We start from the raw sequence: 21,039 nt of genomic DNA, 5'->3' as shown, positions 1-21,039 counted from the left end.
ACATGGGGTAGTGCCAGCCGCTGGCCGGCATGGCCATGAACGCACCGGACGACGCGAGGTTGCCGGCCAGCTGCCGGCACTACCGGTGGGAGCGCGAACGAAGAAGGCGGCCCTGCGGCCGCCTTCCCGTGAATCACTTGCCCTTGACGTGCTTCATCAAGCGCCGCTTTGCCTTGACCTGCCGCTCGGTGAGGACGTTCTTCTTGCCCTCGTACGGGTTGGTACCCTCGCGGAAGATGAAGCTCACCGGCGTGCCGATCAGCTTGAAGCGCTTGCGGAAGAAGTTCTCCAGGTAGCGCTTGTACGACTCCTGCAGCTCCTTCAGGCGCGTGCCGTGCACGATGAAGGTCGGCGGGTTGGAACCGGCCGGGTGCACGTAGCGCAGCTTGGAGACATGGCCGCGGATGGTCGGCGGCGGGTTGGTCTCGTAGGCCACTTCCAGCGCCTTGTTCACTTCGCTGGTGGTGAAGGTCTTGTTCGCCGATTCGTGCGCACGATGCACCGCACGGAACAGCTCACGCAGGCCCGAGCCGTGCTTGGCCGAGATGCGCACCGATTCGGCCCACGGCACGAAGCCCAGCTTCAGCGACAGCATGGTCTCGGCCTGCTCGCGCTGGTACTCGGTCAGGCCATCCCACTTGTTGATGGCGATCACCAGCGCGCGGCCGGCGTCGAGCACGGCACCGAGCACGGTGGCGTCCTGGTCGGTCACGCCTTCGGTGGCGTCGAGCATCAGCACGGCCACCTGGCACTGCTCGATCGACTGCATGGTCTTGACTACCGAGAACTTCTCGACGACCTCGTCCACGCGCGAACGACGGCGCAGGCCGGCGGTGTCGATCAGGCGGTACTCACGGCCGTCGCGCTCCAGGTCCACCGCGATCGAGTCGCGGGTGGTACCCGGCACGTCGGAGGCGATCATGCGCTCCTCGCCGAGGATGCGGTTGACCAGGGTCGACTTGCCCACGTTCGGGCGGCCGACGAAGGCGATGCGGATGCGGTTCGGGTCGTTGTCCAGCTCTTCACCGCTGCCTTCTTCCGGCAGGCGCTGGATCACTTCGTCCAACAGATCGTCCAGGCCCTGGCGATGCGCGGCCGAGACGGTCAGCATCTCGCCGAAGCCGTAACGGGCGAACTCGGAACGCACGCTGTCCTCGTCGGTGCCATCGATCTTGTTGATCAGCAGCAGCGTCGGGCGCGACAGCTTGCGCAGCCAGGCCAGGATCTCGTCGTCCAGCGCCGAGGTGCCCTCGCGGGCGTCGACGACGAACAGGATCAGGTCGGCTTCGGCCGCGGCCGCACGCGCCTGGCGCGTGGTGGCGCCGGCCAGGCCTTCGTCTTCCCCGGCGATACCGCCGGTATCCACGACGAGGAAATGGTTGTCCTCGTCGAGGCGGCAGACACCGTAGTTGCGGTCGCGGGTGACGCCGGGCTGGTCATGGACCAGCGCGTCACGGGTGCGCGTAAGCGCATTGAAAATAGTCGACTTGCCGACATTCGGCCGTCCAACCAGGGCGACCAGAGGCAGCATCGCGATTACTCCAATTTTTTAGTTTGCCAACCGGAAGGCGGTCAGCTTGCCATCCACGTTCTGCACCAGCAGCACCCCGTCGACGACGACCGGCTGGGCCAGCAGGGCGTCGCCGCCACTTTTTGCCCGTGCCGCCATCGCACCATCGGAGGTCTGCAACCAGTGCACGTATCCCTTGTAGTCACCGACCACGACGTAGTCGCCGTGCAGTGCCGGGCCGGTCAGGGAGCGACGGGCCAGTGCCGTCTGCGACCACATGGCTGCGCCGCTGGCCTTGTCCAGGCCGAACACGCCGCCCTTGTTGTCGGTCACGAACACATTGCCGGACGATACCGCCACGCCACCGGCACCGCCATGGTCGCGCGCCCACAGCGGGCGACCGGTCGGGCCTTCGATGGCCATGGTCTGGTTCTTGAAGCTGCTCACGTACAGGGTGTTGCCGTCGAGCACCGGTGCGCCGTCGACGTCCGCCATGCGCTCCAGCTCGGTGCGGCCTTCGCCGTTGCCGAGGTTCTGTTCCCACAGCGTGCGGCCATCCTGCTGGGCCAGGGCCGCAACCGCGCCCTCGTCCTTGCCGATGAACAGCACGCCCGGGCCGGTCACCACCGGCGCGTTGCCGCGCACGGTCAGCGCCGGCAGCTCGCTCGGGTTGAACCACTTCTGGGTGCCGTTGCCGACATCGAAGGCGGTCACACGACCGTCGTTGCTGCGCACGTAGACCATGCCCTGGGCAACGGCCGGCGCGGCGATCACTTCACCCGGAACACGGGCGCGCCACTTCTCGCTGCCGTCGTTGATGTCCAGCGCGATGACCTGGCCATCCAGCGTGCCGATCACGACCAGGTTCTCACCGACACCCGGGCCGCCGGACAAGCGCAGCTTGGCCTTCTTCTTTTCCTTCTTCGGCTCCCAGGTCCAGACCTTCTTGCCGGTCTGCAGGTCGATGGCGTGCACGCCACCGGTGATCGCCGCAGCGAACACGTGGCCGTTGGCCACCGCCGGACCCTGGCGCACACCGATGCGACGCTCGCCCTTGCCGAGGTTGACCGACCAGATCTTGCTGACCTTCACGGTCGGCTCGAACTTGACCAGCTCAGCCGGTTCCTGTGCCTTCTTCGCCGCCGCGTCCTTGCCGGCGAACCAGCCCTTCATGGTGCCGCAGCCGGTCAGGGCCATGCCCATCAGGAGCACGGTGGCGACGCGGGTGATCATGACCTTCTGACTCATCAAACCGACTCCGCAGGGGCGGCAACGGTGCCGCCGGCGTCCATAACCTTGGTTTCCAGCAGGCGCCGCTGCGGCGCTGCCACGTCCAGCGTCTTCAGCGCCTTCTCGTACTGTGCACGGGCCTCATCGCGCTTGCCCTGCGCCATCAGCGCATCGCCATGGATTTCCAGGCTGCTGCTGTCGGTGGCGCTGCCCAGCAGCTTGATGGCCTCGTCGCTCTTGCCGGTGGCCACCAGCAGGCGGGCCACACGCTGGTCGACCACGCGCTGCAGGTCGCCTTCGACCTTCACGTTGCGCAGGGTGGCCAGTGCCTCTTCGTTCTTGCCGGCGTCGACCTGGGCCTTGGCCAGCTGCAGCGCCGCGAGGTCGCCGTAGATGCTGGACGGGCCGGCTTCGAGCGCCTTGACCGCCTTGGCGGCGTCGTCAAGCTTGTTCTGCTGCAGGCCCTGCAGGGCCTTCTGGTACTCGACATTGGCCGAGGCCAGCTTGCTGCCCTGATCCTTCTGGTACCACTGCCAGCCGGCAATGGCACCGATGGCGATGACTACGCCACCGAGGATGCTGGCGCCATTCTTCCGCAGCCAGCTGCGGACGCGTTCACTTTGTTCGTGCTCGTCGAGCAGATCGTCGATCGCCATGCGTACTCTCGCCCCGCCCGTCGGGAGGGACCATTGGGTTTAATCGAAGGTGGTGAAACCGCGCCTCAGTGCGAAACCGGGACTACGGAGCCTTCAGAGGATACCTGAAAGCGTGCCACGTTGGCTCGCTGGTAGGGGGTCAGATCGACGATAGCGCCGTTCTGCTGAACCTGGACCGCCGAGGCGTTGCCCAGGGTCACCCGGGTCACCTGGCCCGGCGTGAAGCTGCGGGTCTCGCCGGACTTGATCAGTGCCTTCTCGACGGTGCTGCCGTCCGGGCCGCCGATGTCGACCCAGCTGTCGCCGCTGAACTGCATTTCCAGCGCATTGCCGGCAGCCGGGGCCGGCGCCGGGCGCGGCACCGGGGCCAGCGAGGCGACGTAAGGGGTGGCCGCCGGCTTGCTGGCCGGGGCCGTGGCTGCTTCGGCCGGGGCGGCCGTCTCGCTACCGGCTGCGGACGGCGTGACCGGCACGGCGGCCGGGATCACGTCCAGCGAGGCGGTGCTCGGCGACGGGGTCGCGCTGCCGTCGAAGTGGCCACGGGTGGCGAACCACACCGGCACCGCCAGCACGGCGGTGATGCCGACATACAGCACGCGCCGGCCGAGGTTCTCGGCGATGCGGCGCGCACGCGGGGTATGGGTATGGCTGACCAGGGTGGGCGGAACCACCGGGCCGACCTGGGCCTGCTCCAGCAGCTCGCCCACGTCCACGTCGAGCAGGCGCGCATAGCTGCGCAGCTGGCCGCGCACGAACACCGGCGCCCCCAGCTTCTGCCATTGTTCCTCTTCCAGGGACTTGACCACCTGGACCGGCATGCGCAGGCGCGAGCCGACATCTTCGAGGGTCAGTCCGGCCGCTTCACGGGCCTGGCGCAGGCGGGTGCCGCAGCCGGCCGCAGTCTCGAGAGCGCTCACAGTCTGGTCATCAATCACAATGCATCAACCCTGGAGTTAGGAGCCCGCATCCTGCGGAAATTCCTGTCGAATCCGCTGCAGATAGCGATCAGATGCCGCCCGATCGCCCAGCCTCGCTTCGATTTGAGACGCAAGTTGTAACACGGAACGCGTTGCGGGTGCAGCCGCAATCCTACGTTCGGCGAAGGCCCGGGCCTCCATGTAGCGGCCCTGGCGGAAGCTCAGCTGGGCCATCGACTCCAGCGCCACCGGGTTGGCCGGCGCCGCGACGAGTGCCGCGCGCAGGTCGCGCTCGGCACGTTCGAGCTGCCCAGCGTCCAGTGCGCAGCTGCCGGCATTGGCCTGCGCTTCGCCCGGGGTGGCATAGCCCGGCGCCTGCAGCGCCCGGTCGAACCAGACCAGCGATTCGGCCGGCTGGCCCTGCTGGCACAACCAGGCACCGTAGTTGTTGAGCACGTCCCCGCGCTGCGGCGCCAGCTCGGCGGCCTTGCGGAAATTCTCGCCCGCCTGGCGGGTGCGGCCACGACGGTCATCGATGCCGGCCTGCAGCACCAGCGCATCGGGCGCCTCGGGCGCCAGCTTCAGCGCTTCGCGCACCTTGCGCTCGGCGGCGTCGAGATTGCCGACCTGCAGGTCACGGGTCGCCAGGGTCAACAGGTCGCGCCAGCGCACTTCGCGCCGCACGCTTTCCGGGTCAGCCACCGAATAGACCGGCGCCTGGCTCGGCCCAAGCTTGGCCTTGGGATGGGATTTGCAGCCGCCGACCGCAACGGCCAGCACGCCCGCGAACAGAACCAGCCAGAGGCGGTCAGGCCGCGGCATCGCTCCCCTTCCCCGCCTGCAGCGTCTTGTTGAACTCCGCTTGGCGGCGGGTGCGGTCCATCACCTGGCCCTTGAGCTGGCCACAGGCGGCATCGATGTCGTCGCCACGGGTGCGGCGGACCATGGTCAGCACGTTGCTGTCGAGCAGGATCTTCTGGAAGGCGCGGATGTGCGCTTCTTCCGATCGCTCGTAGCGGGTGCCCGGGAACGGGTTGAACGGGATCAGGTTGACCTTGCCCGAATCCTTGGCCTGCACCGCGTTGTCGAACTGGCGCATCAGGCGGGCCAGCTCCCGGGCATGCTCAGGCTTGTCGTTGATGCCCTTCATCAGGGTGTATTCAAAGGTGACCGACTCGCGGCGCTTGTTGGCGCGCAGGTAGCGTGCACACGAGGCCATCAGCTCGGCGATCGGGTACTTCTTGTTGAGCGGCACCAGCGTCTCGCGCAGCGCGTCGTTCGGCGCATGCAGCGACACCGCCAGCGACACGTCGCTTTCGGCAGACAGGCGGTCGATCTGCGGCACCAGGCCAGAGGTCGACAGGGTCACGCGCTTGTTGGCCAGGCCGTAGCCCAGGTCGTCGCGCATCACACTCATGGCGCGCACGACGTTGTCGAAATTCATCAGCGGCTCGCCCATGCCCATCATCACCACGTTGGTGAGGCGGCGCATCTGGTGCGGCACGTTGCCCAGGTGGCGTGCGGCAACCCACACCTGGCCGATGATCTCGGCGGTGGTCAGGTTGCGGTTGAAGCCCTGGGTGGCGGTGGAGCAGAACGTGCAGTTCAGGCCGCAACCGACCTGCGAGGACACGCACAGCGTGCCGCGGGTCTTGTCCGGGATGTACACGGTCTCGATGGCGTTCTTGCCATCCACGCCCATCGCCAGCAGCCACTTGTGGGTGCCGTCGGCGGAGGGCTTGTCGAACACGATGTTGGGAACCAGCACCTCGGCATGGGCCTGCAGCTTGGCGCGCAGGACCTTGCCGAGGTCGGTCATTTCATCGAAGTCGGTGACGTAGCGATGGTGGATCCACTTCATCACCTGATGGGCACGGAACTTCTTTTCGCCGAGAACCTCGACGAAAAACTTCTCCAGGCCCGCGCGATCGAGGTCGAGCAGGTTCTGCTTGCCAGCCGTGGGTGCCGACTTCGGCAGCGGCTGGATGGCGGGGGACTGTACGACCTCGTTCACGGCATTACTCTCAGCGCGAGACGACTTCGGTGGCGGCGAAGAAGTAGGCGATCTCAATCGCGGCATTCTCGACCGAGTCCGAGCCGTGGGCGGCATTGGCATCGATGGATTCGGCGAAGTCGGCGCGGATGGTGCCCGGCGCGGCTTCCTTCGGGTTGGTGGCGCCCAGCAGGTCGCGGTGGGCCAGGACGGCGTTCTCGCCTTCCAGGGCCTGGATCATCACCGGGCCGGAGATCATGAACTCGACCAGCGCGTTGAAGAACGGACGCTCGCGGTGCACGGCGTAGAAGCCTTCGGCTTCACGGCGGGACAGCTGCTTGTACTTGGCGGCCACGACCTTCAGGCCGGCCTTCTCGAAGCGGGCGTAGATTTCGCCGATGACGTTCTTGGCAACGGCGTCCGGCTTGATGATCGAAAGGGTGCGCTCCAGCGCCATGGGATGTCTCCAATGGAATCGGGCCGCTGATGGCCCGAAGGGTAACATGAAAAAAACCCGCGTCGGGACGCGGGCTTAGCCTGATAAACGTAGGCGAATTGTAAAAGATAACGCGGCTGGGTGGTAGAGGGCCTGCGGCCCTCCTGTAGAGCCGAGCCCATGCTCGGCTGACCTTTGGAAAGAGCAGCCGAGCATGGGCTCGGCTCTACAGGTTCAGATCCACCCATTCACCCACCTGAGTGAAATCTGACCGGCCCGGGCAATTTTGCTGCACTGCAAAATGCCATACGCTACCGTCTGGTTCTAGTATCAAACAATCGTTTGATTAAGGTCCGCCCACCGATGGCCAAGCCCGCACACTTCTCGACCAAGGACCGGATCCTCGGCGCGGCCGAGGAGCTGTTCGCACAGCACGGCTTCGCCGGCACCTCGCTGCGCCAGGTCACCAGCCAGGCCGACGTCAACATCGCGGCGGTCAACTACCACTTCGGTTCCAAGGAAAACCTGGTCAACGAGGTATTCCGCCGCCGCATGGACGAGATGACCGGCGCCCGCCTGTCTCAGCTCGAACGCGCCCGCGCCGAGCACCCTGGCGAACTGCGCCCGGTGCTGGCCGCCTTCGTCGAGCCGGCCCTGGCGCTGGCCCAGGACCGCCAGAACGGCGGCGCCTTCGTGCGCGTGATCGCCCGCGCCTATGCCGAGAAGAACGACAACCTGCGCAAGTTCCTGTCCGACCACTACGGCCACGTGCTGCGTGCATTCGGCAAGGCCATCGGCGAATGCGTGCCCGGCCTGAGCAAGGAAGAGTTGTACTGGCGCCTGGACTTCCTGGCCGGTTCGCTCACCTATGCCATGGCCGACTTCGGGCTGATCAAGCGTCCCGCCGGTGTCACCGAAGCGGCGCATCGTGCCCATGCCGCCCACGAACTGATCCATTTCGCCGAAGCCGGGTTCCGCGCCGCCGCACGCGCCAGCGCCCTGCCCGCTTCCGTTTGATTCCACCCAGTAACTGCTGACCAACAAAGGCCCTACACCATGTCCAATTCCCTGCTAGTCCGCCGCGCCGCCGTGCTGGGTGCCGGCGTCATGGGTGCCCAGATCGCCGCCCACCTCACCAACGCCGGCGTCGACACCGTGCTGTTCGACCTGCCTGCAAAGGAAGGTCCGGCCGACGGCATCGTGCTGAAGGCGATCGCCAACCTGGGCAAGCTGAGTCCCGCGCCGCTGGCCAGCAAGTCGCTTGCCGAAGCCATCACCCCGGCAAACTACGAGTCCGGCCTGGAGCAGCTGAAGGACTGCGACCTGATCATCGAGGCCATCGCCGAGCGCATGGACTGGAAGCAGGACCTGTACAAGAAGATCGCCCCGTTCGTGGCCGACCACGCGGTGCTGGCCTCCAACACCTCGGGCCTGGGCATCAACAAGCTCGCCGACGTGCTGCCCGAGCAGCTGCGCCACCGCTTCTGCGGCGTGCACTTCTTCAATCCGCCGCGCTACATGCACCTGGCCGAGCTGATCCCGGCCACCACCACCGATGCCGCCGTGCTGGAAGGCCTGGAAGCTTTCTTGGTCACCACCCTGGGCAAGGGCGTGGTGTACGCCAAGGACACCCCGAACTTCATCGGCAACCGCATCGGCGTGTTCTCGATCCTGTCGACCATCCACCATACCCAGCAGTTCGGCCTGGGCTTCGACGAAGTGGACGGCCTGACCGGCCCGCTGGTCGGCCGCCCGAAGTCGGCCACCTACCGCACCTCCGACGTGGTCGGCCTGGACACCATGGCGCACGTCATCAAGACCATGGGCGACACCCTGCCGAATGACCCGTGGCATGAATTCTTCAAGTCCCCGAAGTGGCTGGACGCGCTGATTGCCAAGGGCGCGCTGGGCCAGAAGACCGGCGCCGGCATCTTCCGCAAGGTCGGCAAGGACATCGTCGTGCTGGACCTGGAGAAGCAGGACTACCGCCCGGCCGACCGCACCGCCGCCCCGGAAGTGGTCGAGATCCTGAAGATCAAGAACCCGGCCGAGAAGTTCGCCAAGCTGCGGGAAAGCCAGCACCCGCAGGCGCAGTTCCTGTGGGCGACCTTCCGCGACCTGTTCCACTACAGCGCCTACCACCTGGCCGACATCGCCGAGACCGCGCGCGACGTCGACCTGGCCATCCGCTGGGGCTACGGCTGGTCGCTGGGCCCGTTCGAAACCTGGCAGGCCGCCGGCTGGAAGCAGGTCGCGCAGTGGATCGCCGATGACATCGTGGCCGGCAAGAGCATGAGCAACGCACCGCTGCCGGACTGGGTGTTCGATGGCCGCGATGGCGTGCACGCCGCCGAGGGCAGCTACAGCCCGTCGCGCAACGCCAAGCTGCCGCGTTCGTCGCTGCCGGTGTACCAGCGCCAGCGCTTCCCGGATCCGCTGCTGGGCGAGAAGTTCGCGCCGGGCGAGACCGTGTTCGAGAACGACGGCCTGCGCATGTGGCACGACGGTGACGGCATCGCCGTGGTCAGCTTCAAGACCAAGATGAACACCGTGTCCGACCAAGTGCTGGATGGCCTGCAGGAATGCGTCAGCCGCGCCGAGAAGGACTTCCAGGGCCTGGTGATCTGGCAGCAGAAGGAACCCTTCTCCGCCGGTGCCGACCTGGCCGGTGCACTGGGCCTGCTGCAGGCCGGCAAGGTCGACCAGTTCGAAGAGATGGTCGCCAACTTCCAGCGCACCAGCCAGCGCATCAAGTACTCGCTGGTGCCGGTGGTGGCCGCCGTGCGCGGCCTGGCCTTGGGTGGTGGCTGCGAGTTCCAGATGCACAGCGCCAAGACCGTGGCCTTCCTGGAAAGCTACATCGGCCTGGTCGAAGCCGGTGTCGGCCTGCTGCCGGCCGGTGGCGGCCTGAAGGAACTGGCGGTGCGCGCCTCGCAGGCTGCGGGCCCGGGTGGCGACGTGTTCGCCGAACTGAAGAAGACCTTCGAGACCGTGGCGATGGCCAAGGTGTCCAACTCGGCGGTCAACGCCAAGGAGCTGGGCCTGCTGCGCAGCACCGACAAGGTGGTGTTCAACAGCTACGAGGCCCTGCACATCGCCAAGGCCGAAGCACGCGCCCTGGCCGAAGCCGGCTACCGTCCGCCGCTGCCTGCACGCCGCATCCAGGTCGCCGGGGACGTGGGTATCGCCACCTTCAAGATGATGCTGGTCAACATGCTGGAAGGCCGCTTCATCAGCCCGTACGACTACGAGATCGCCGAGCGCATCGCCACCGTGCTGTGCGGCGGCAAGGTCGATCGCGGCACCCTGGTGGACGAAGAGTGGCTGCTGACCCTGGAGCGCAAGCACTTCGTCGAACTGGCCCAGCAGGAAAAGACCCAGGCCCGCATCGCGCACATGCTCAAGACCGGCAAGCCGCTGCGGAACTGACGGAAGACATCGGTAGTGCCGGCCGCTGGCCGGCAACCTCTTCCAACCCCTATTCAAGAGATCACTGCAATGACCAAGCAAATCCAGGACGCCTACATCGTCGCCGCCACCCGTACCCCGGTTGGCAAGGCGCCCAAGGGCATGTTCCGCAACACCCGCCCCGACGACATGCTTGCGCACGTGCTGCGCAGCGTCGTCGCCCAGGCCCCGGGCGTGGACGTCAACCGCATCGATGACGCCATCATCGGCTGCGCCATGCCGGAAGCCGAGCAGGGCATGAACGTGGCGCGCATCGGCGTGCTGCTGGCCGGCCTGCCGAACACCATCGCCGCACAGACCGTGAACCGCTTCTGCTCCTCTGGCCTGCAGGCCGTGGCGCAGGCCGCCGACGCGATCCGCCTGGGCAACGCCGACCTGATGCTGGCCGGCGGTACCGAGTCGATGTCGATGGTGCCGATGATGGGCAACAAGATCGCCATGGCACCGAGCGTGTTCGACAACGACCACGTCGCCATCGCCTACGGCATGGGCATCACCGCCGAGAAGGTGGCCGAAGAGTGGAAGGTCTCGCGCGAAGACCAGGACGCGTTCGCCCTGGCCTCGCACCAGAAGGCCATGGCCGCGATCCAGAACGGCGAGTTCAAGGACGAAATCAGCCCGTACGAGATCGTCTCGCACCTGCCGGACCTGGCCGACGGCCAGCGCATCATCACCCGCAACAAGATCGCCGACACCGACGAGGGCCCGCGCCCGGACTCCTCCGCTGAAGGCCTGGCCAAGCTGCGCCCGGTGTTCCGCAACGGCCAGTTCGGCGGCACCGTCACCGCCGGCAACTCGTCGCAGATGAGCGATGGCGCCGGTGCCGTGCTGCTGGCCTCGGAGCAGGCGATCAAGGACTACGGCCTGACCCCGCTGGCCCGTTTCGTCAGCTTCTCGGTGGCCGGCGTGCGCCCGGAAGTGATGGGCATCGGCCCGATCGCCGCGATCCCGAAGGCCCTGAAGCAGGCCGGCCTGACCCAGGACCAGCTGGACTGGATTGAACTGAACGAAGCCTTCGCCGCGCAGTCGCTGGCAGTGATCCGCGATTGCGGCCTGGACCCGAGCAAGGTCAACCCGCTGGGCGGCGCGATCGCCCTGGGCCATCCGCTGGGCGCGACCGGCGCGATCCGTACCGCGACCCTGCTGCACGGCCTGCGTCGTCGCCAGCAGAAGTACGGCATGGTGACGATGTGCATCGGCACCGGCATGGGTGCGGCGGGTATTTTCGAGGCGCTGTAAGGTTCAAGGCGTTGCCTCGTTGGGCTTCATGGCGTGGGTCGGGTTGGCAGGGCTGCCCGGGACACGCCGTGAACCCTTCCATGGGGGCTCGATGGCGCCATCCATGGCGCCAACGGTCCCGGGCAGCCCTGCCAACCCGGCCCTTCCAGCCCCCCCCCCGCGGCGGAGGGATGAGCAAAGGCAGGGTCAAAGGCCGGGGTCAGAGCCCTTTGCTACGCAAAGGGCTCTGACCCCAACAAGCAAAAAAGGCAACCTATGGCTGCCTTTTTTGCTTTTGCTTCTGCCTTTGATTCCGCCCTTCCCGTCCGCGCCCGCAGGAAACTGTCGAGAGGGGGCGGATGGCCCTCTCCAAAACCGTTGGCGCCAGGGATGGCGCCATCGAGCACCATGGAAGGGCTTTGGCGTGTTTTGGAGAGGGCCATCCGCCCCCTCCCCCATGTATCAATCAAAGCGCTGACGGAGCGCTTGCTAAATCCCTTACTCCGCCAGCATCGCCGCCAGCTTCTCCCGCGCGGGGCCGGCCAGCTTCGGGTTGTCCAGCGCGAAGCGGATCGTCGCCTCCACCAGCCCCAGGTGCGTACCGCAGTCGAAGCGGGTGCCCTCGAAACGATAGGCATCGACTTCTTCGGTCTTCAGCAGCTCGGCAATCGCATCGGTCAGCTGGATCTCACCGCCGGCACCAGTCCGGGTCTGTTCCAGCAGCTCGAAGATCTTCGGGCTCAGCACGTAGCGGCCGACCACTGCCAGGTCACTCGGCGCGTCCTCCGGCTTCGGCTTCTCGACGATCTGCGAAATGCGGCCCTTGCGGCCATCGAACGCCTCAGTGGCGACGATGCCGTAGCTGGCGGTCTTTTCGTGCGGGACGTCTTCGACCGCGATCACGCTGGCACCGCTGGCTTCATTGAGGTCGGCCATCTGCTTCAGCGCACCGGCACCGCGGTTCCAGATCAGATCGTCGGGCAGCAGCACCGCGAACGGCTCGTCACCGATCACAGCCTTGGCACACAGTACTGCGTGCCCGAGGCCCAGCGCCTCGGCCTGGGTCACGAAGATCGCGCGCACGCCATTGGGCAGCACATGCCGGATCAGCTCCAGCTGCTCCTGCTTGCCGGCGCGCTCGAGCTTCTGCTCCAGCTCGTAGGCCTTGTCGAAATAATCGGCGACCGCGTGCTTGTAGCGGTTGGTGATGAACACCAGCGTGTCGCAGCCGGCTTCGATGGCTTCATCAACGGCGTACTGGATCAGCGGCCGATCAATGATCGGCAGCATCTCCTTCGGCACAGTCTTGGTTGCTGGCAAAAAACGCGTTCCCAGTCCTGCCACCGGGAAAACTGCCTTGCGAATTCGCTTGCTCATTGGTGCCTGTTTGCCTCACGTGCCGGAAAGGGCACGACTTTAGCGGATGAAATGTAAGCATCCTGTTCGATTGGCGAGAATTCCGGCATCGTCGCAAACAGGATTTCCTGGATGCTGGCAGTGTCGTAGCTGGCAATCGCCTCGCGCAGGCGCGGAACATTGCCCAGCACCAGGTCGCGCGAGAACGTACGCACGCCGGCCTCGAGAATCTTCGGGTGGGCGGTCGAACGGTAGTCTTCGTCCGAATAGAACAGGGTCTCGTGCAGCTTCTCGCCCGGGCGCAGGCCGGTGTAGATGATCTGGATGTCCTTGTACGGCTGCTTGCCGGTCAGGCGGATCATCTGCTCGGCCAGCACGCGGATCGGCACCGGCTCGCCCATGTCCAGGGTGTAGATCGCACCATGCGACGCCGACGCGGCCGCCTGCAGGATCAGCTGGCAGGCCTCGGGGATGGTCATGAAGTAACGGCTGACTTCCGGGTCGGTGACCGTGACCGGACCACCGCGCAGGATCTGCTCGCGGAACAGCGGCACCACGCTGCCGGCCGACGCCAGCACGTTGCCGAAGCGCACCGTGACGAAACGGGTGTGCGTGGACTTCTGGTCCAGGCTCTGGCAGATCATCTCGGCGTAGCGCTTGCTCGCACCCAGCGCATTGACCGGGTCGACCGCCTTGTCCGTGGAAATGAACACGAAATGCTCCACGCGGGCTTCCAGGCACGCGCGGGCGACGTTCTCGGTCGCCAGGATGTTGTTGCGCACCGCTTCGCGCAGCTGCCGCTCCAGCACGGGCACGTGCTTGTAGGCGGCGGCATGGAAGGCGGTATCGACCGGGTGCAGTGACAGCGCGTGGCGGATCACGGCAGGGTCGCCACAGTCGCCCAGCACCGCCTCGATCTCGACATCGGGGAAGCTGCGCCGCAGCTCGCCTTCGATGGTCAACAACAGCAGTTCACTGATCTCCAGCAGGATGATGCGACCAGCACCGTGCCGCGCGCACTGGCGGCACAGCTCCGAGCCGATCGAACCACCGGCGCCGGTAACCATCACAGTGCGCCCACCCAACCAGCCGCGGATCAGGTTCCAGTCCGGCATGATCGGCTTGCGGCCCAGCAGGTCTTCGATCGCCACTTCCTTCAGCTGGCCCGGCAGCGACTGGCCCTGCAGGATGTCGCTGAGCTTGGGCACGGTACGGAACGGCACACCGGTGCTTTCGCAGATCGCGACAACGCGCTGCATGCCTGCGGCGTCCAGTGACGGCATGGCAATGACCAGCAGCTTGGCAGCGGTCTCGCGGACCACCGTCGGGGCGTCATCCAGGGTGCCGAGGATCGGCAGGCCCTGCAGCTTGGCACCCCGAAGGTGCGGTGCATCGTCGAGCAGCCCGACCGGCTCGAAGTTGCCGGAACGACGCAGGTCGCGCACCAGTGTTTCCGCCGCCTGGCCAGCGCCGAGGATCAGCACGCGGCGGGCGCTGGAATCGGACTGCAGTGCCTGGTAATCCTTCCAGGCCCGGTACAGCAGGCGCGGTGCGCCCAGCAGGGCCGACAGCGCGAACGGGTAGATCACCAGCACCGACATCGGCACGCCGTCGAAGCGCTTCCACATCAGCACCAGGACGATGGCGACCATGCCGATGAAGCTGGCCTTGAAGATGTTCAGCAGGTCGCTGACGCTGGCGAACCGCCATAGCCCGCGATACAGGCCCACGCGCCAGAACACCAGGCCCTGCAGCAGCAGCACCAGGGTGGTATCGACGTTCCACAGGGGCAGCGCCGGAGCGTTGGGCAGGATCGAGTAACGCCCTGCATGGAGCAACTGCCAGCATGCCCAGACCATGAAGAGGTCGTGGCAGACGATGGCCGAACGCGGCATCAGGCCGAGGATTCTGTCCCGCCAGGGTGAAGCCATAAGTCAGGTATTTCCTTGTCGGTAGCGCATTCCATTGCGCAGGAGGAGCCAGAGGACGCTCAGCGCGGTGAACCACGCGATCGCCACGGCAGCCTCCCACCTCGGCTGCAAATTGGAGCAGACATTGAACACTGTAATACTGAACAGGCCCAAAGCAAAGTACATCCCTGTCACCTGGGGGTGACTGGCTCCTGCCTGCACCGCGCGCTGGTAGACGTGCTGGGTATGGGGTTCCATCCAGCGTTGTCCCGAAATGATGCGCGCCAGCAGTGTGAAGCCCGCGTCCACGAGGAACGGCGAAACCGGGACCAGCAGCAGGATCCAGTTGATATCGGTACGCACGCTGGCGAGCGCCAGCACCGCTGCGACCGCGTACCCCAACGCGCCGCTTCCGACATCGCCCATGAAGATCCGGGCCCGAGGGAAGTTGAACGGCAGGAATCCAAGGCAGGCCAGGCCCAGGGCCACGGCAGCCAGCGAGTACGGCCACGGCAGCACCGGCGCCAGCCCCAGCATCGCCACGACGGCCTGGCTGGCGGCAATGCCGTTGATGCCGTCCATGAAATTCCAGATGTTGATCAGTGAGGCGGTGAACAGCAGCACCAGCGCCGCCAACAGCCAGCTGCCGCCATTCACCTTCACCAGGCCGGCCAGCAGCGCCGCGGCGATGAAATGCACCAGCAGGCGACGCATCGCTGGCAGGGGCCTGTGGTCGTCCCACCAGCCGATGCCGGCCACCAGCACCAGCCCAAGGCTGGCCACCAGCACTGTCGGCGTGCTTTCGGGCCAGGCCCAGACGGCCACGGCTGCAGTCACCAGCAGGCTGATGACGATGGCAATGCCGCCACCGCGCGGGGTAGCGACACTATGGCTGCGGCGTTCGCCGGGCTGGTCCATCAACTGCTGGCGCAGCGCATAGCCACGTGCAGCCCAGGTCAGCACCGCACTCAGCAGGGCGAGCCCCAGCAGCGCGCCCATCACAAGCCAGGGCATGGATCAGAGCACCGCGTAGTTCAGCAGTGGCTTGACCGTTCCCCACTCCTTGCAGCTCGGGCACTGCCAGTGGTGGGTACGCGCACCGAAGCCGCAGCGGGTGCAGCGATAGGCCGGGTTACGCACCAGCAGCTGGTCAGTGATGTGCTTGAGGTCATGCAGGGTGGCGGTGGAATCGGCGCCCTCGGCGAGGGTGAGGTCGATCAGCGCGGACTCGCCACGCACCGACGGGCGATCCTTCAGCTGGCGGCCGAGGTAGGCACGCGCCGGGGCCACGCCTTCCTGCTCCTCCATCAGCCGGGTCAGCGCCAGCACCGGGGCAATGCCACGGTAATGCTCGGTCATCTCCGACAGGAACGCGCGCGCACCTGCCAGATCGCCCACCTTGCGATAGTTCTGCATCAACGCCGGCAGCAGTTCCGGCAGGTATTCGGGATCGTTGCGCGCGGCGCGCTCGAAGGCGCGCACGGCGGCCTCAGGATTGCCTGCGTCGGTTTCCAACCGGCCCTCGATGATGCCGGCGCGCACCGACATCGCGTCGGCCTGATAGGCGCGGGCGATCGCTGCCCTCGCCTCTTCCAGCTTGCCGGCGCCACGGAATCGCTCGGCCAGTTCGCACTCGAACTGCCCGATCAGCTTGCCCATCGGCTCGCCGGTGACATCCTCGAAACGGGTGGCGTTGTCGATCGCCTTTTCCCAGTCACGCTCGGCCTGGTAGATGCCGATCAGGTGCTTGAGCGCCTGCGGTGCGCGCTGATCCAGCTGGGCCAGCTCGGTGAACACGGTCTCGGCACGGTCCAGCAGGCCGGACTTCATGTAGTCCTCGCCCAGGGCCAGCAGGGCCTGCACGCGTTGTGCGTCACTCAGGTCATGGCGATTGACCAGGCCCTGGTGCAGGCGGATGGCGCGGTCGACCTCGCCACGACGGCGGAACAGATGGCCCAGCGCGACCTGGGTCTCGAAGGTTTCCTTGTCCAGCTCGGCGATGTGCAGGAACAGCTCGATGGCCTTGTCCGGCTGCTCGTTGAGCAGGTAGTTCAGGCCACGGAAATAGGTGCTCGACAGGCGGCTGACCTGGCTGTCACCGTGGCGTTGGCCACCACGCCGCCCGATCACCCAGCCGGCCAGTGCGGCCAGCGGTACGAACAGGAAGAACCAGAACCACTCGGTGACGAAATCCATCTTCGATCAACGTCCATCAAAAGATTGGGGGGAAGCAACCGGTGCCGGCGAAGCGGCAGCGGACTTGTTGGCGCGACGCAGCTGGCCGTAGAGCGGAATGACCACGCTCACCAGCACCAGGCCAGCACCGACGATGACGCCGATCAGCAATGCGGCAATGATTGCCACGCCGACCGAGGTCTTCAGTTGGGTGAAAACAAGGTTGATGGTCATCTCGTCCATGTTCATGGCACCGATGATCAACCCAAGAATGAGTACCGCCAGCAGGACCAGCAGACGAAAAACCTTCATGCGACAGCTCCAGTGGCAGGAGTCCGTAGCTTATCCGACTCGCGGCTGGATTCGCACGCGGTGGCGCGACGGCAGGCTCAGGCCGGATCGGCGTCCAGCGGCAGCACACTGCTGACCCGCTCGCGCAGTTCCTTGCCCGGCTTGAAATGGGGGACATGCTTGCCCGGCAGGGCAACCGATTCGCCGGTCTTCGGGTTGCGACCCAGGCGCGGCGGACGATAGTGCAGCGAGAAGCTGCCAAATCCACGGATTTCGATGCGATCCCCGGCGGACAGCGATCCGCCCATCATTTCCAGCAACGACTTCACCGCCAGATCGACATCATCGGCCTTCAGGTGCGCCTGGCGGCGCGCAAGGATTTCGATCAGTTCGGATTTGGTCATTACCGGCTCACATCAGGGGCATCTCAGCCTGAAACGGCCCGGGCAATGCCCGGGCCGTCCAGGAAACATCAAACAGCCTAAGGCCGATTACTCGGACTTGTTGCCGTTCAGCTGTGCACGCAGCAGCGCGCCCAGCTGGGTGGTGCCGCTGGAAGCCGAAGAGGACTGGTATTCCTCCAGCACTTCGCGCATTTCAGCGTCGTCCTTGGCCTTGATCGACAGCTGCAGGGTACGGCCCTTGCGGTCCATGCCCACGAACTTGGCTTCGACCTTGTCGCCGACCTTCAGGTGCTGGGTGGCGTCGTCAACGCGCTCGTTGGCGATGTCGCGGGCCGAGACGTAACCTTCGATGCCGTCAGCCAGCTCGATGATCGCGCCCTTGGCGTCGACTTCCTTCACCACGCCTTCGACCTTGGAACCCTTCGGATTGGCAGCCATGTACTGGCCGAACGGATCCTGCTCCAGCTGCTTCACGCCCAGGGAGATGCGCTCGCGCTCCGGATCGACGGCCAGGACGACGGCGTCCAGGGTATCGCCCTTCTTGAAGTTGCGAACGACGTCTTCGCCGGTGGTGTTCCAGCTGATGTCGGACAGGTGGACCAGGCCGTCGATGCCGCCGTCCAGGCCGATGAAGATGCCGAAGTCGGTGATCGACTTGATCTGGCCCGACACCTTGTCACCCTTCTTGTGGGTGGCAGCGAAGGTTTCCCACGGATTGGCGGCAACCTGCTTCATGCCCAGCGAGATGCGGCGACGCTCTTCATCGACGTCCAGCACCATCACTTCGACTTCATCACCCACCTGGACAACCTTGGACGGGTTGACGTTCTTGTTGGTCCAATCCATCTCGGAGACGTGCACCAGGCCTTCGACGCCCGGCTCGATCTCAACGAACGCGCCGTAATCGGTGACGTTGGAGACCTTGCCGAAGACGCGGCTGTTGGCCGGGTAACGACGGCCGATGTTGTCCCACGGATCCTCGCCCAGCTGCTTCAGGCCCAGCGAAACGCGGTTGCGCTCGCGGTCGAACTTCAGCACGCGGACGTCCAGCTCGTCGCCGACGTTCACGACTTCCGACGGGTGACGCACGCGCTTCCACGCCATGTCGGTGATGTGCAGCAGGCCGTCGATACCGCCCAGATCCACGAACGCGCCGTAATCGGTCAGGTTCTTGACGACACCCTTCAGGATCGCGCCTTCCTGCAGCTTGTCCATCAGCTGCTCGCGCTCTTCCGAGTGCTCGCTTTCGACGACAGCGCGGCGCGAGACCACGACGTTGTTACGCTTGCGGTCCAGCTTGATGAGCTTGAACTCGAGTTCCTTGCCTTCCAGGTAGGCCGGATCGCGCACCGGGCGCACATCGACCAGGGAACCCGGCAGGAAGGCGCGGACATCCTTGATGTCCACGGTGAAACCACCCTTGACCTTGCCGCTGATGCGGCCGGTGATGGTTTCGTTCTTCTCCAACGCTTCTTCCAGCTCGTCCCACACCATCGCGCGCTTGGCCTTCTCGCGCGACAGGACGGTTTCGCCGAAGCCGTTCTCGATCGAGTCGAGGGCGACCTTGACGATGTCGCCTTCGGCGACGTCGATTTCGCCAGCGTCGTTACGGAACTGTTCGATCGGCACGATGCCTTCGGACTTCAGGCCAGCGTTGATCACCACGACGTCGCCGCGGACTTCAACAACGGTACCGCTGACGATGGCGCCCGGCTTCAGCTTGGCCAGGTTGGCCTGGCTGGCTTCAAACAGTTCGGCAAATGATTCGGTCATTAGATTTACTCTGTTGGACACATGGGTCGGTGGCGTCCCCTTCAGGGGAATGGCGACCGCCCGCCTGTTGGTCGACCCCGGAAACGCAGGTCGTGTGTAGTAGGAAAACCGCCACGCATCATTGCGCGACGGGGCTGGTACAGCACTGCTATGCGCGACCACTGCCGATGCGGCTGGCAGTGCTCCCGCGCGAACGGATCAGGCAGCCGGAACCGGAAGCAGATCCATCACTCGGGCAACGACATCATCGATGCCGATGCCTGTGGTGTCGATGAGGACAGCATCGTCTGCCGGCTTCAGGGGCGCCACGGTACGCTGAGCATCACGGGCGTCGCGGGCCATGATCTCGCGCAGGAGGTCATCAAAGTTAACAGAAACCCCCTTGTCTTTCAACTGCTTATGCCGGCGCTCGGCGCGCTCCTCGGCACTGGCGGTCAGGAAGACCTTGTAGGGGGCGTCCGGAAAGATCACCGTGCCCATGTCGCGGCCGTCGGCGACCAGGCCTGGCAGTTCCCTGAATGCGCGCTGCCGCTCCTTCAAGGCGGCCCGGACCTCCGGGATGGCGGCAATGGCCGAGGCCAGCGCCCCGGTGGTCTCCAGGCGCAGCTCGTCGGTGGCATCGGTGCCGTTGACCATGACTCGCATGGCATCGCCCTGCTCGACAAACTGAACGTGAGTGTCAAAGGTGCAGCGGACCAGCGCGGAGGCGTCGGAGGTGTCGATGTCGGCCCAGCTTGCGGCCACGCCCACCGCCCGGTACAGCGCGCCCGAATCCAGGTAATGCCAGCCCAGCCTGCGCGCGATGATGCGGCTGATGGTACCCTTGCCGGCCCCGGATGGGCCGTCGATGGTCAGGACGGGAGCGAGTGGATTCATGGGGGTCCCAGAGCGTGTGAAGAGGCCATTCTAGCCCCTGCCAGACGCCCCCAGCGGGATCTTTTGTGCAACCACTTGAAACCATGAGGAAAAGCCCGGTAGAATGGCGGGCTTGAACGAGCGTCAACTGCCGATTGTCTTTCGCATATCGCGGCCACGCTCCACCCGAACAACTACTGTTTACGCCGAGGTATGCCATGAAAGTCCTGTCCTCCCTGAAGTCGGCGAAGGCCCGTCACCGTGACTGCAAGGTCGTGCGTCGTCGTGGCAAGATCTTCGTCATCTGCAAGTCGAACCCGCGTTTCAAGGCGCGTCAGCGCTAAGCCTCACAGCCTTCCGGCTGCGGCTGGCCCTACGCGGGGCCGACCCGATGCAAGAAACCGCCTTCGGGCGGTTTTTTGTTTATGCGGCTTTTTCCTGCCGTTTTTGCTGTAATCGCCTTTCTTGACCACTGGGGAGTAGATCGAGATGAAGCGTTACCTGTCCGCCCTGGCCGTAATGGCCACCCTGGCCGCCGCCACACCGGCACTGGCCGATACCCTGCTTGTCGACCGTGCCCGCGAGAAGCCGGCCGGTGCCCTGCCCGTGCGCGGCCAGAGCATGCAGCAGGTGCAGGCGCAGTTCGGCGCGCCCAGCGAACAACTGCAGCCGCGTGGCGGGCAGAAGCGGCAGTGGCCGACCATCAACCGCTGGGTGTACCCGCAGTTCACCGTCTACTTCGAGAAGCAGAAGGTGATCGACGTGGTGGCCAACCAGGCGGACCCGAACGAAATCGGCCCGAAACCACCGATCCGTTGATCCCTTTACCCGCCGTGGGCGGGCCTGT

At 65.6% G+C, this 21,039-nt stretch carries 20 protein-coding genes; 5 read left to right on the top strand and 15 right to left on the bottom strand.

From position 1 onward, the window contains the following. Window positions 1-133: 133 nt before the first annotated feature. The 7 genes from der to ndk all read right to left on the bottom strand — a co-directional run bounded on the left by der (window position 134) and on the right by ndk (window position 6,763). Window positions 134-1,531, bottom strand: coding sequence for a ribosome biogenesis GTPase Der (der, locus tag AC5P8U_RS07055; RefSeq protein WP_005413118.1), 1,398 nt, complete (start codon window positions 1,529-1,531; stop codon window positions 134-136). A gap of 18 nt (window positions 1,532-1,549) precedes the next feature. After that, complete coding sequence (gene bamB, locus AC5P8U_RS07050; RefSeq protein WP_111007940.1) at window positions 1,550-2,758, bottom strand: outer membrane protein assembly factor BamB; 1,209 nt, start codon at window positions 2,756-2,758, stop codon at window positions 1,550-1,552. Continuing rightward, window positions 2,758-3,396, bottom strand: coding sequence for a YfgM family protein (locus AC5P8U_RS07045; protein WP_111007939.1), 639 nt, complete (start codon window positions 3,394-3,396; stop codon window positions 2,758-2,760). The genes bamB and AC5P8U_RS07045 overlap by 1 nt, the downstream gene beginning before the upstream one ends. A gap of 65 nt (window positions 3,397-3,461) precedes the next feature. Then, a complete protein-coding gene (locus tag AC5P8U_RS07040; RefSeq protein WP_049413003.1) occupies window positions 3,462-4,331 on the bottom strand; it encodes a RodZ domain-containing protein in 870 nt (289 codons plus the stop codon). Window positions 4,332-4,349: 18 nt separating this feature from the next. Next, window positions 4,350-5,135 (bottom strand): type IV pilus biogenesis/stability protein PilW, encoded by a 786-nt coding sequence (gene pilW / locus AC5P8U_RS07035; RefSeq protein ID WP_072168970.1) that lies wholly within the window; start codon window positions 5,133-5,135, stop codon window positions 4,350-4,352. Then, window positions 5,122-6,327, bottom strand: coding sequence for a dual-specificity RNA methyltransferase RlmN (gene rlmN / locus AC5P8U_RS07030; protein ID WP_005409296.1), 1,206 nt, complete (start codon window positions 6,325-6,327; stop codon window positions 5,122-5,124). Before rlmN ends, pilW begins: the two co-directional genes overlap by 14 nt. 10 nt (window positions 6,328-6,337) lie before the next feature. After that, window positions 6,338-6,763: a nucleoside-diphosphate kinase gene (gene ndk, locus AC5P8U_RS07025; RefSeq protein ID WP_005409295.1), complete on the bottom strand. Its 426-nt coding sequence runs from the start codon at window positions 6,761-6,763 to the stop codon at window positions 6,338-6,340. Window positions 6,764-7,105: 342 nt separating this feature from the next. Here ndk and AC5P8U_RS07020 point away from each other — a divergent pair, with 342 nt between their 5' ends. The 3 genes from AC5P8U_RS07020 (at window position 7,106) to AC5P8U_RS07010 (ending at window position 11,449) form a co-directional block, all read left to right on the top strand. Then, window positions 7,106-7,759 (top strand): TetR/AcrR family transcriptional regulator, encoded by a 654-nt coding sequence (locus AC5P8U_RS07020; RefSeq protein ID WP_061477903.1) that lies wholly within the window; start codon window positions 7,106-7,108, stop codon window positions 7,757-7,759. Between the two features lie 39 nt (window positions 7,760-7,798). Beyond that, window positions 7,799-10,171, top strand: coding sequence for a 3-hydroxyacyl-CoA dehydrogenase/enoyl-CoA hydratase family protein (locus AC5P8U_RS07015; protein WP_088496169.1), 2,373 nt, complete (start codon window positions 7,799-7,801; stop codon window positions 10,169-10,171). A gap of 69 nt (window positions 10,172-10,240) precedes the next feature. Further along, a complete protein-coding gene (locus tag AC5P8U_RS07010) occupies window positions 10,241-11,449 on the top strand; it encodes an acetyl-CoA C-acyltransferase (protein ID WP_005409292.1) in 1,209 nt (402 codons plus the stop codon). Window positions 11,450-11,926: 477 nt separating this feature from the next. On the opposite strand, the gene galU is transcribed toward AC5P8U_RS07010, so the two are convergent. The 8 genes from galU to cmk all read right to left on the bottom strand — a co-directional run bounded on the left by galU (window position 11,927) and on the right by cmk (window position 20,213). Beyond that, window positions 11,927-12,805 carry a UTP--glucose-1-phosphate uridylyltransferase GalU gene (gene galU, locus AC5P8U_RS07005; RefSeq protein WP_072168277.1) on the bottom strand — a complete coding sequence of 293 codons (879 nt, stop codon included), beginning with the start codon at window positions 12,803-12,805 and terminating at the stop codon, window positions 11,927-11,929. Beyond that, on the bottom strand, window positions 12,802-14,715 hold the full coding sequence (locus AC5P8U_RS07000; protein ID WP_032954120.1) for a polysaccharide biosynthesis protein: 1,914 nt from the start codon (window positions 14,713-14,715) through the stop codon (window positions 12,802-12,804). Before AC5P8U_RS07000 ends, galU begins: the two co-directional genes overlap by 4 nt. Before the next feature lie 3 nt (window positions 14,716-14,718). Then, complete coding sequence (locus tag AC5P8U_RS06995) at window positions 14,719-15,708, bottom strand: MraY family glycosyltransferase (protein WP_188241274.1); 990 nt, start codon at window positions 15,706-15,708, stop codon at window positions 14,719-14,721. Window positions 15,709-15,711: 3 nt separating this feature from the next. Then, window positions 15,712-16,890, bottom strand: coding sequence for a lipopolysaccharide assembly protein LapB (gene lapB / locus AC5P8U_RS06990; protein WP_005416232.1), 1,179 nt, complete (start codon window positions 16,888-16,890; stop codon window positions 15,712-15,714). A 6-nt stretch (window positions 16,891-16,896) separates the two neighbouring features. Then, complete coding sequence (locus AC5P8U_RS06985; RefSeq protein ID WP_061477908.1) at window positions 16,897-17,181, bottom strand: LapA family protein; 285 nt, start codon at window positions 17,179-17,181, stop codon at window positions 16,897-16,899. 77 nt (window positions 17,182-17,258) lie between these two features. Then, window positions 17,259-17,564: an integration host factor subunit beta gene (locus tag AC5P8U_RS06980; protein ID WP_005409286.1), complete on the bottom strand. Its 306-nt coding sequence runs from the start codon at window positions 17,562-17,564 to the stop codon at window positions 17,259-17,261. 87 nt (window positions 17,565-17,651) lie between these two features. Further along, on the bottom strand, window positions 17,652-19,337 hold the full coding sequence (gene rpsA / locus AC5P8U_RS06975) for a 30S ribosomal protein S1 (protein WP_005416230.1): 1,686 nt from the start codon (window positions 19,335-19,337) through the stop codon (window positions 17,652-17,654). A 198-nt stretch (window positions 19,338-19,535) separates the two neighbouring features. Continuing rightward, window positions 19,536-20,213, bottom strand: a complete 678-nt coding sequence (gene cmk / locus AC5P8U_RS06970; RefSeq protein WP_061477909.1) for a (d)CMP kinase — start codon at window positions 20,211-20,213, stop codon at window positions 19,536-19,538. 197 nt (window positions 20,214-20,410) lie between these two features. On the opposite strand from cmk, the gene ykgO reads away from it, so the two are divergent. Beyond that, entirely contained in the window at window positions 20,411-20,536 is a 126-nt protein-coding gene (ykgO, locus tag AC5P8U_RS06965) for a type B 50S ribosomal protein L36 (RefSeq protein WP_005409283.1), read from the top strand. A 175-nt stretch (window positions 20,537-20,711) separates the two neighbouring features. Beyond that, the gene (locus tag AC5P8U_RS06960) at window positions 20,712-21,011 is read left to right on the top strand and encodes a hypothetical protein (protein WP_227837998.1); all 300 of its coding nucleotides are present in this window, start codon (window positions 20,712-20,714) and stop codon (window positions 21,009-21,011) included. Window positions 21,012-21,039 lie beyond the last annotated feature (28 nt).

Source organism: Stenotrophomonas sp. YJH_SMC_81 (genome assembly GCF_059370875.1).
This window is presented reverse-complemented; position numbering and strand designations above follow the sequence as displayed.

Bases quoted from the DNA above. Each gene is read 5' to 3' on its own strand.
- der (WP_005413118.1), bottom strand. From the start codon at position 1,531: ATGCTGCCTCTGGTCGCCCTGGTTGGACGGCCGAATGTCGGCAAGTCG.
- bamB (WP_111007940.1), bottom strand. From the start codon at position 2,758: ATGAGTCAGAAGGTCATGATCACCCGCGTCGCCACCGTGCTCCTGATG.
- AC5P8U_RS07045 (WP_111007939.1), bottom strand. From the start codon at position 3,396: ATGGCGATCGACGATCTGCTCGACGAGCACGAACAAAGTGAACGCGTC.
- pilW (WP_072168970.1), bottom strand. From the start codon at position 5,135: ATGCCGCGGCCTGACCGCCTCTGGCTGGTTCTGTTCGCGGGCGTGCTG.
- ndk (WP_005409295.1), bottom strand. From the start codon at position 6,763: ATGGCGCTGGAGCGCACCCTTTCGATCATCAAGCCGGACGCCGTTGCC.
- AC5P8U_RS07020 (WP_061477903.1), top strand. From the start codon at position 7,106: ATGGCCAAGCCCGCACACTTCTCGACCAAGGACCGGATCCTCGGCGCG.
- AC5P8U_RS07015 (WP_088496169.1), top strand. From the start codon at position 7,799: ATGTCCAATTCCCTGCTAGTCCGCCGCGCCGCCGTGCTGGGTGCCGGC.
- AC5P8U_RS07010 (WP_005409292.1), top strand. From the start codon at position 10,241: ATGACCAAGCAAATCCAGGACGCCTACATCGTCGCCGCCACCCGTACC.
- galU (WP_072168277.1), bottom strand. From the start codon at position 12,805: ATGAGCAAGCGAATTCGCAAGGCAGTTTTCCCGGTGGCAGGACTGGGA.
- AC5P8U_RS07000 (WP_032954120.1), bottom strand. From the start codon at position 14,715: ATGGCTTCACCCTGGCGGGACAGAATCCTCGGCCTGATGCCGCGTTCG.
- AC5P8U_RS06995 (WP_188241274.1), bottom strand. From the start codon at position 15,708: ATGCCCTGGCTTGTGATGGGCGCGCTGCTGGGGCTCGCCCTGCTGAGT.
- lapB (WP_005416232.1), bottom strand. From the start codon at position 16,890: ATGGATTTCGTCACCGAGTGGTTCTGGTTCTTCCTGTTCGTACCGCTG.
- AC5P8U_RS06985 (WP_061477908.1), bottom strand. From the start codon at position 17,181: ATGAAGGTTTTTCGTCTGCTGGTCCTGCTGGCGGTACTCATTCTTGGG.
- AC5P8U_RS06980 (WP_005409286.1), bottom strand. From the start codon at position 17,564: ATGACCAAATCCGAACTGATCGAAATCCTTGCGCGCCGCCAGGCGCAC.
- rpsA (WP_005416230.1), bottom strand. From the start codon at position 19,337: ATGACCGAATCATTTGCCGAACTGTTTGAAGCCAGCCAGGCCAACCTG.
- cmk (WP_061477909.1), bottom strand. From the start codon at position 20,213: ATGAATCCACTCGCTCCCGTCCTGACCATCGACGGCCCATCCGGGGCC.
- ykgO (WP_005409283.1), top strand. From the start codon at position 20,411: ATGAAAGTCCTGTCCTCCCTGAAGTCGGCGAAGGCCCGTCACCGTGAC.
- AC5P8U_RS06960 (WP_227837998.1), top strand. From the start codon at position 20,712: ATGGCCACCCTGGCCGCCGCCACACCGGCACTGGCCGATACCCTGCTT.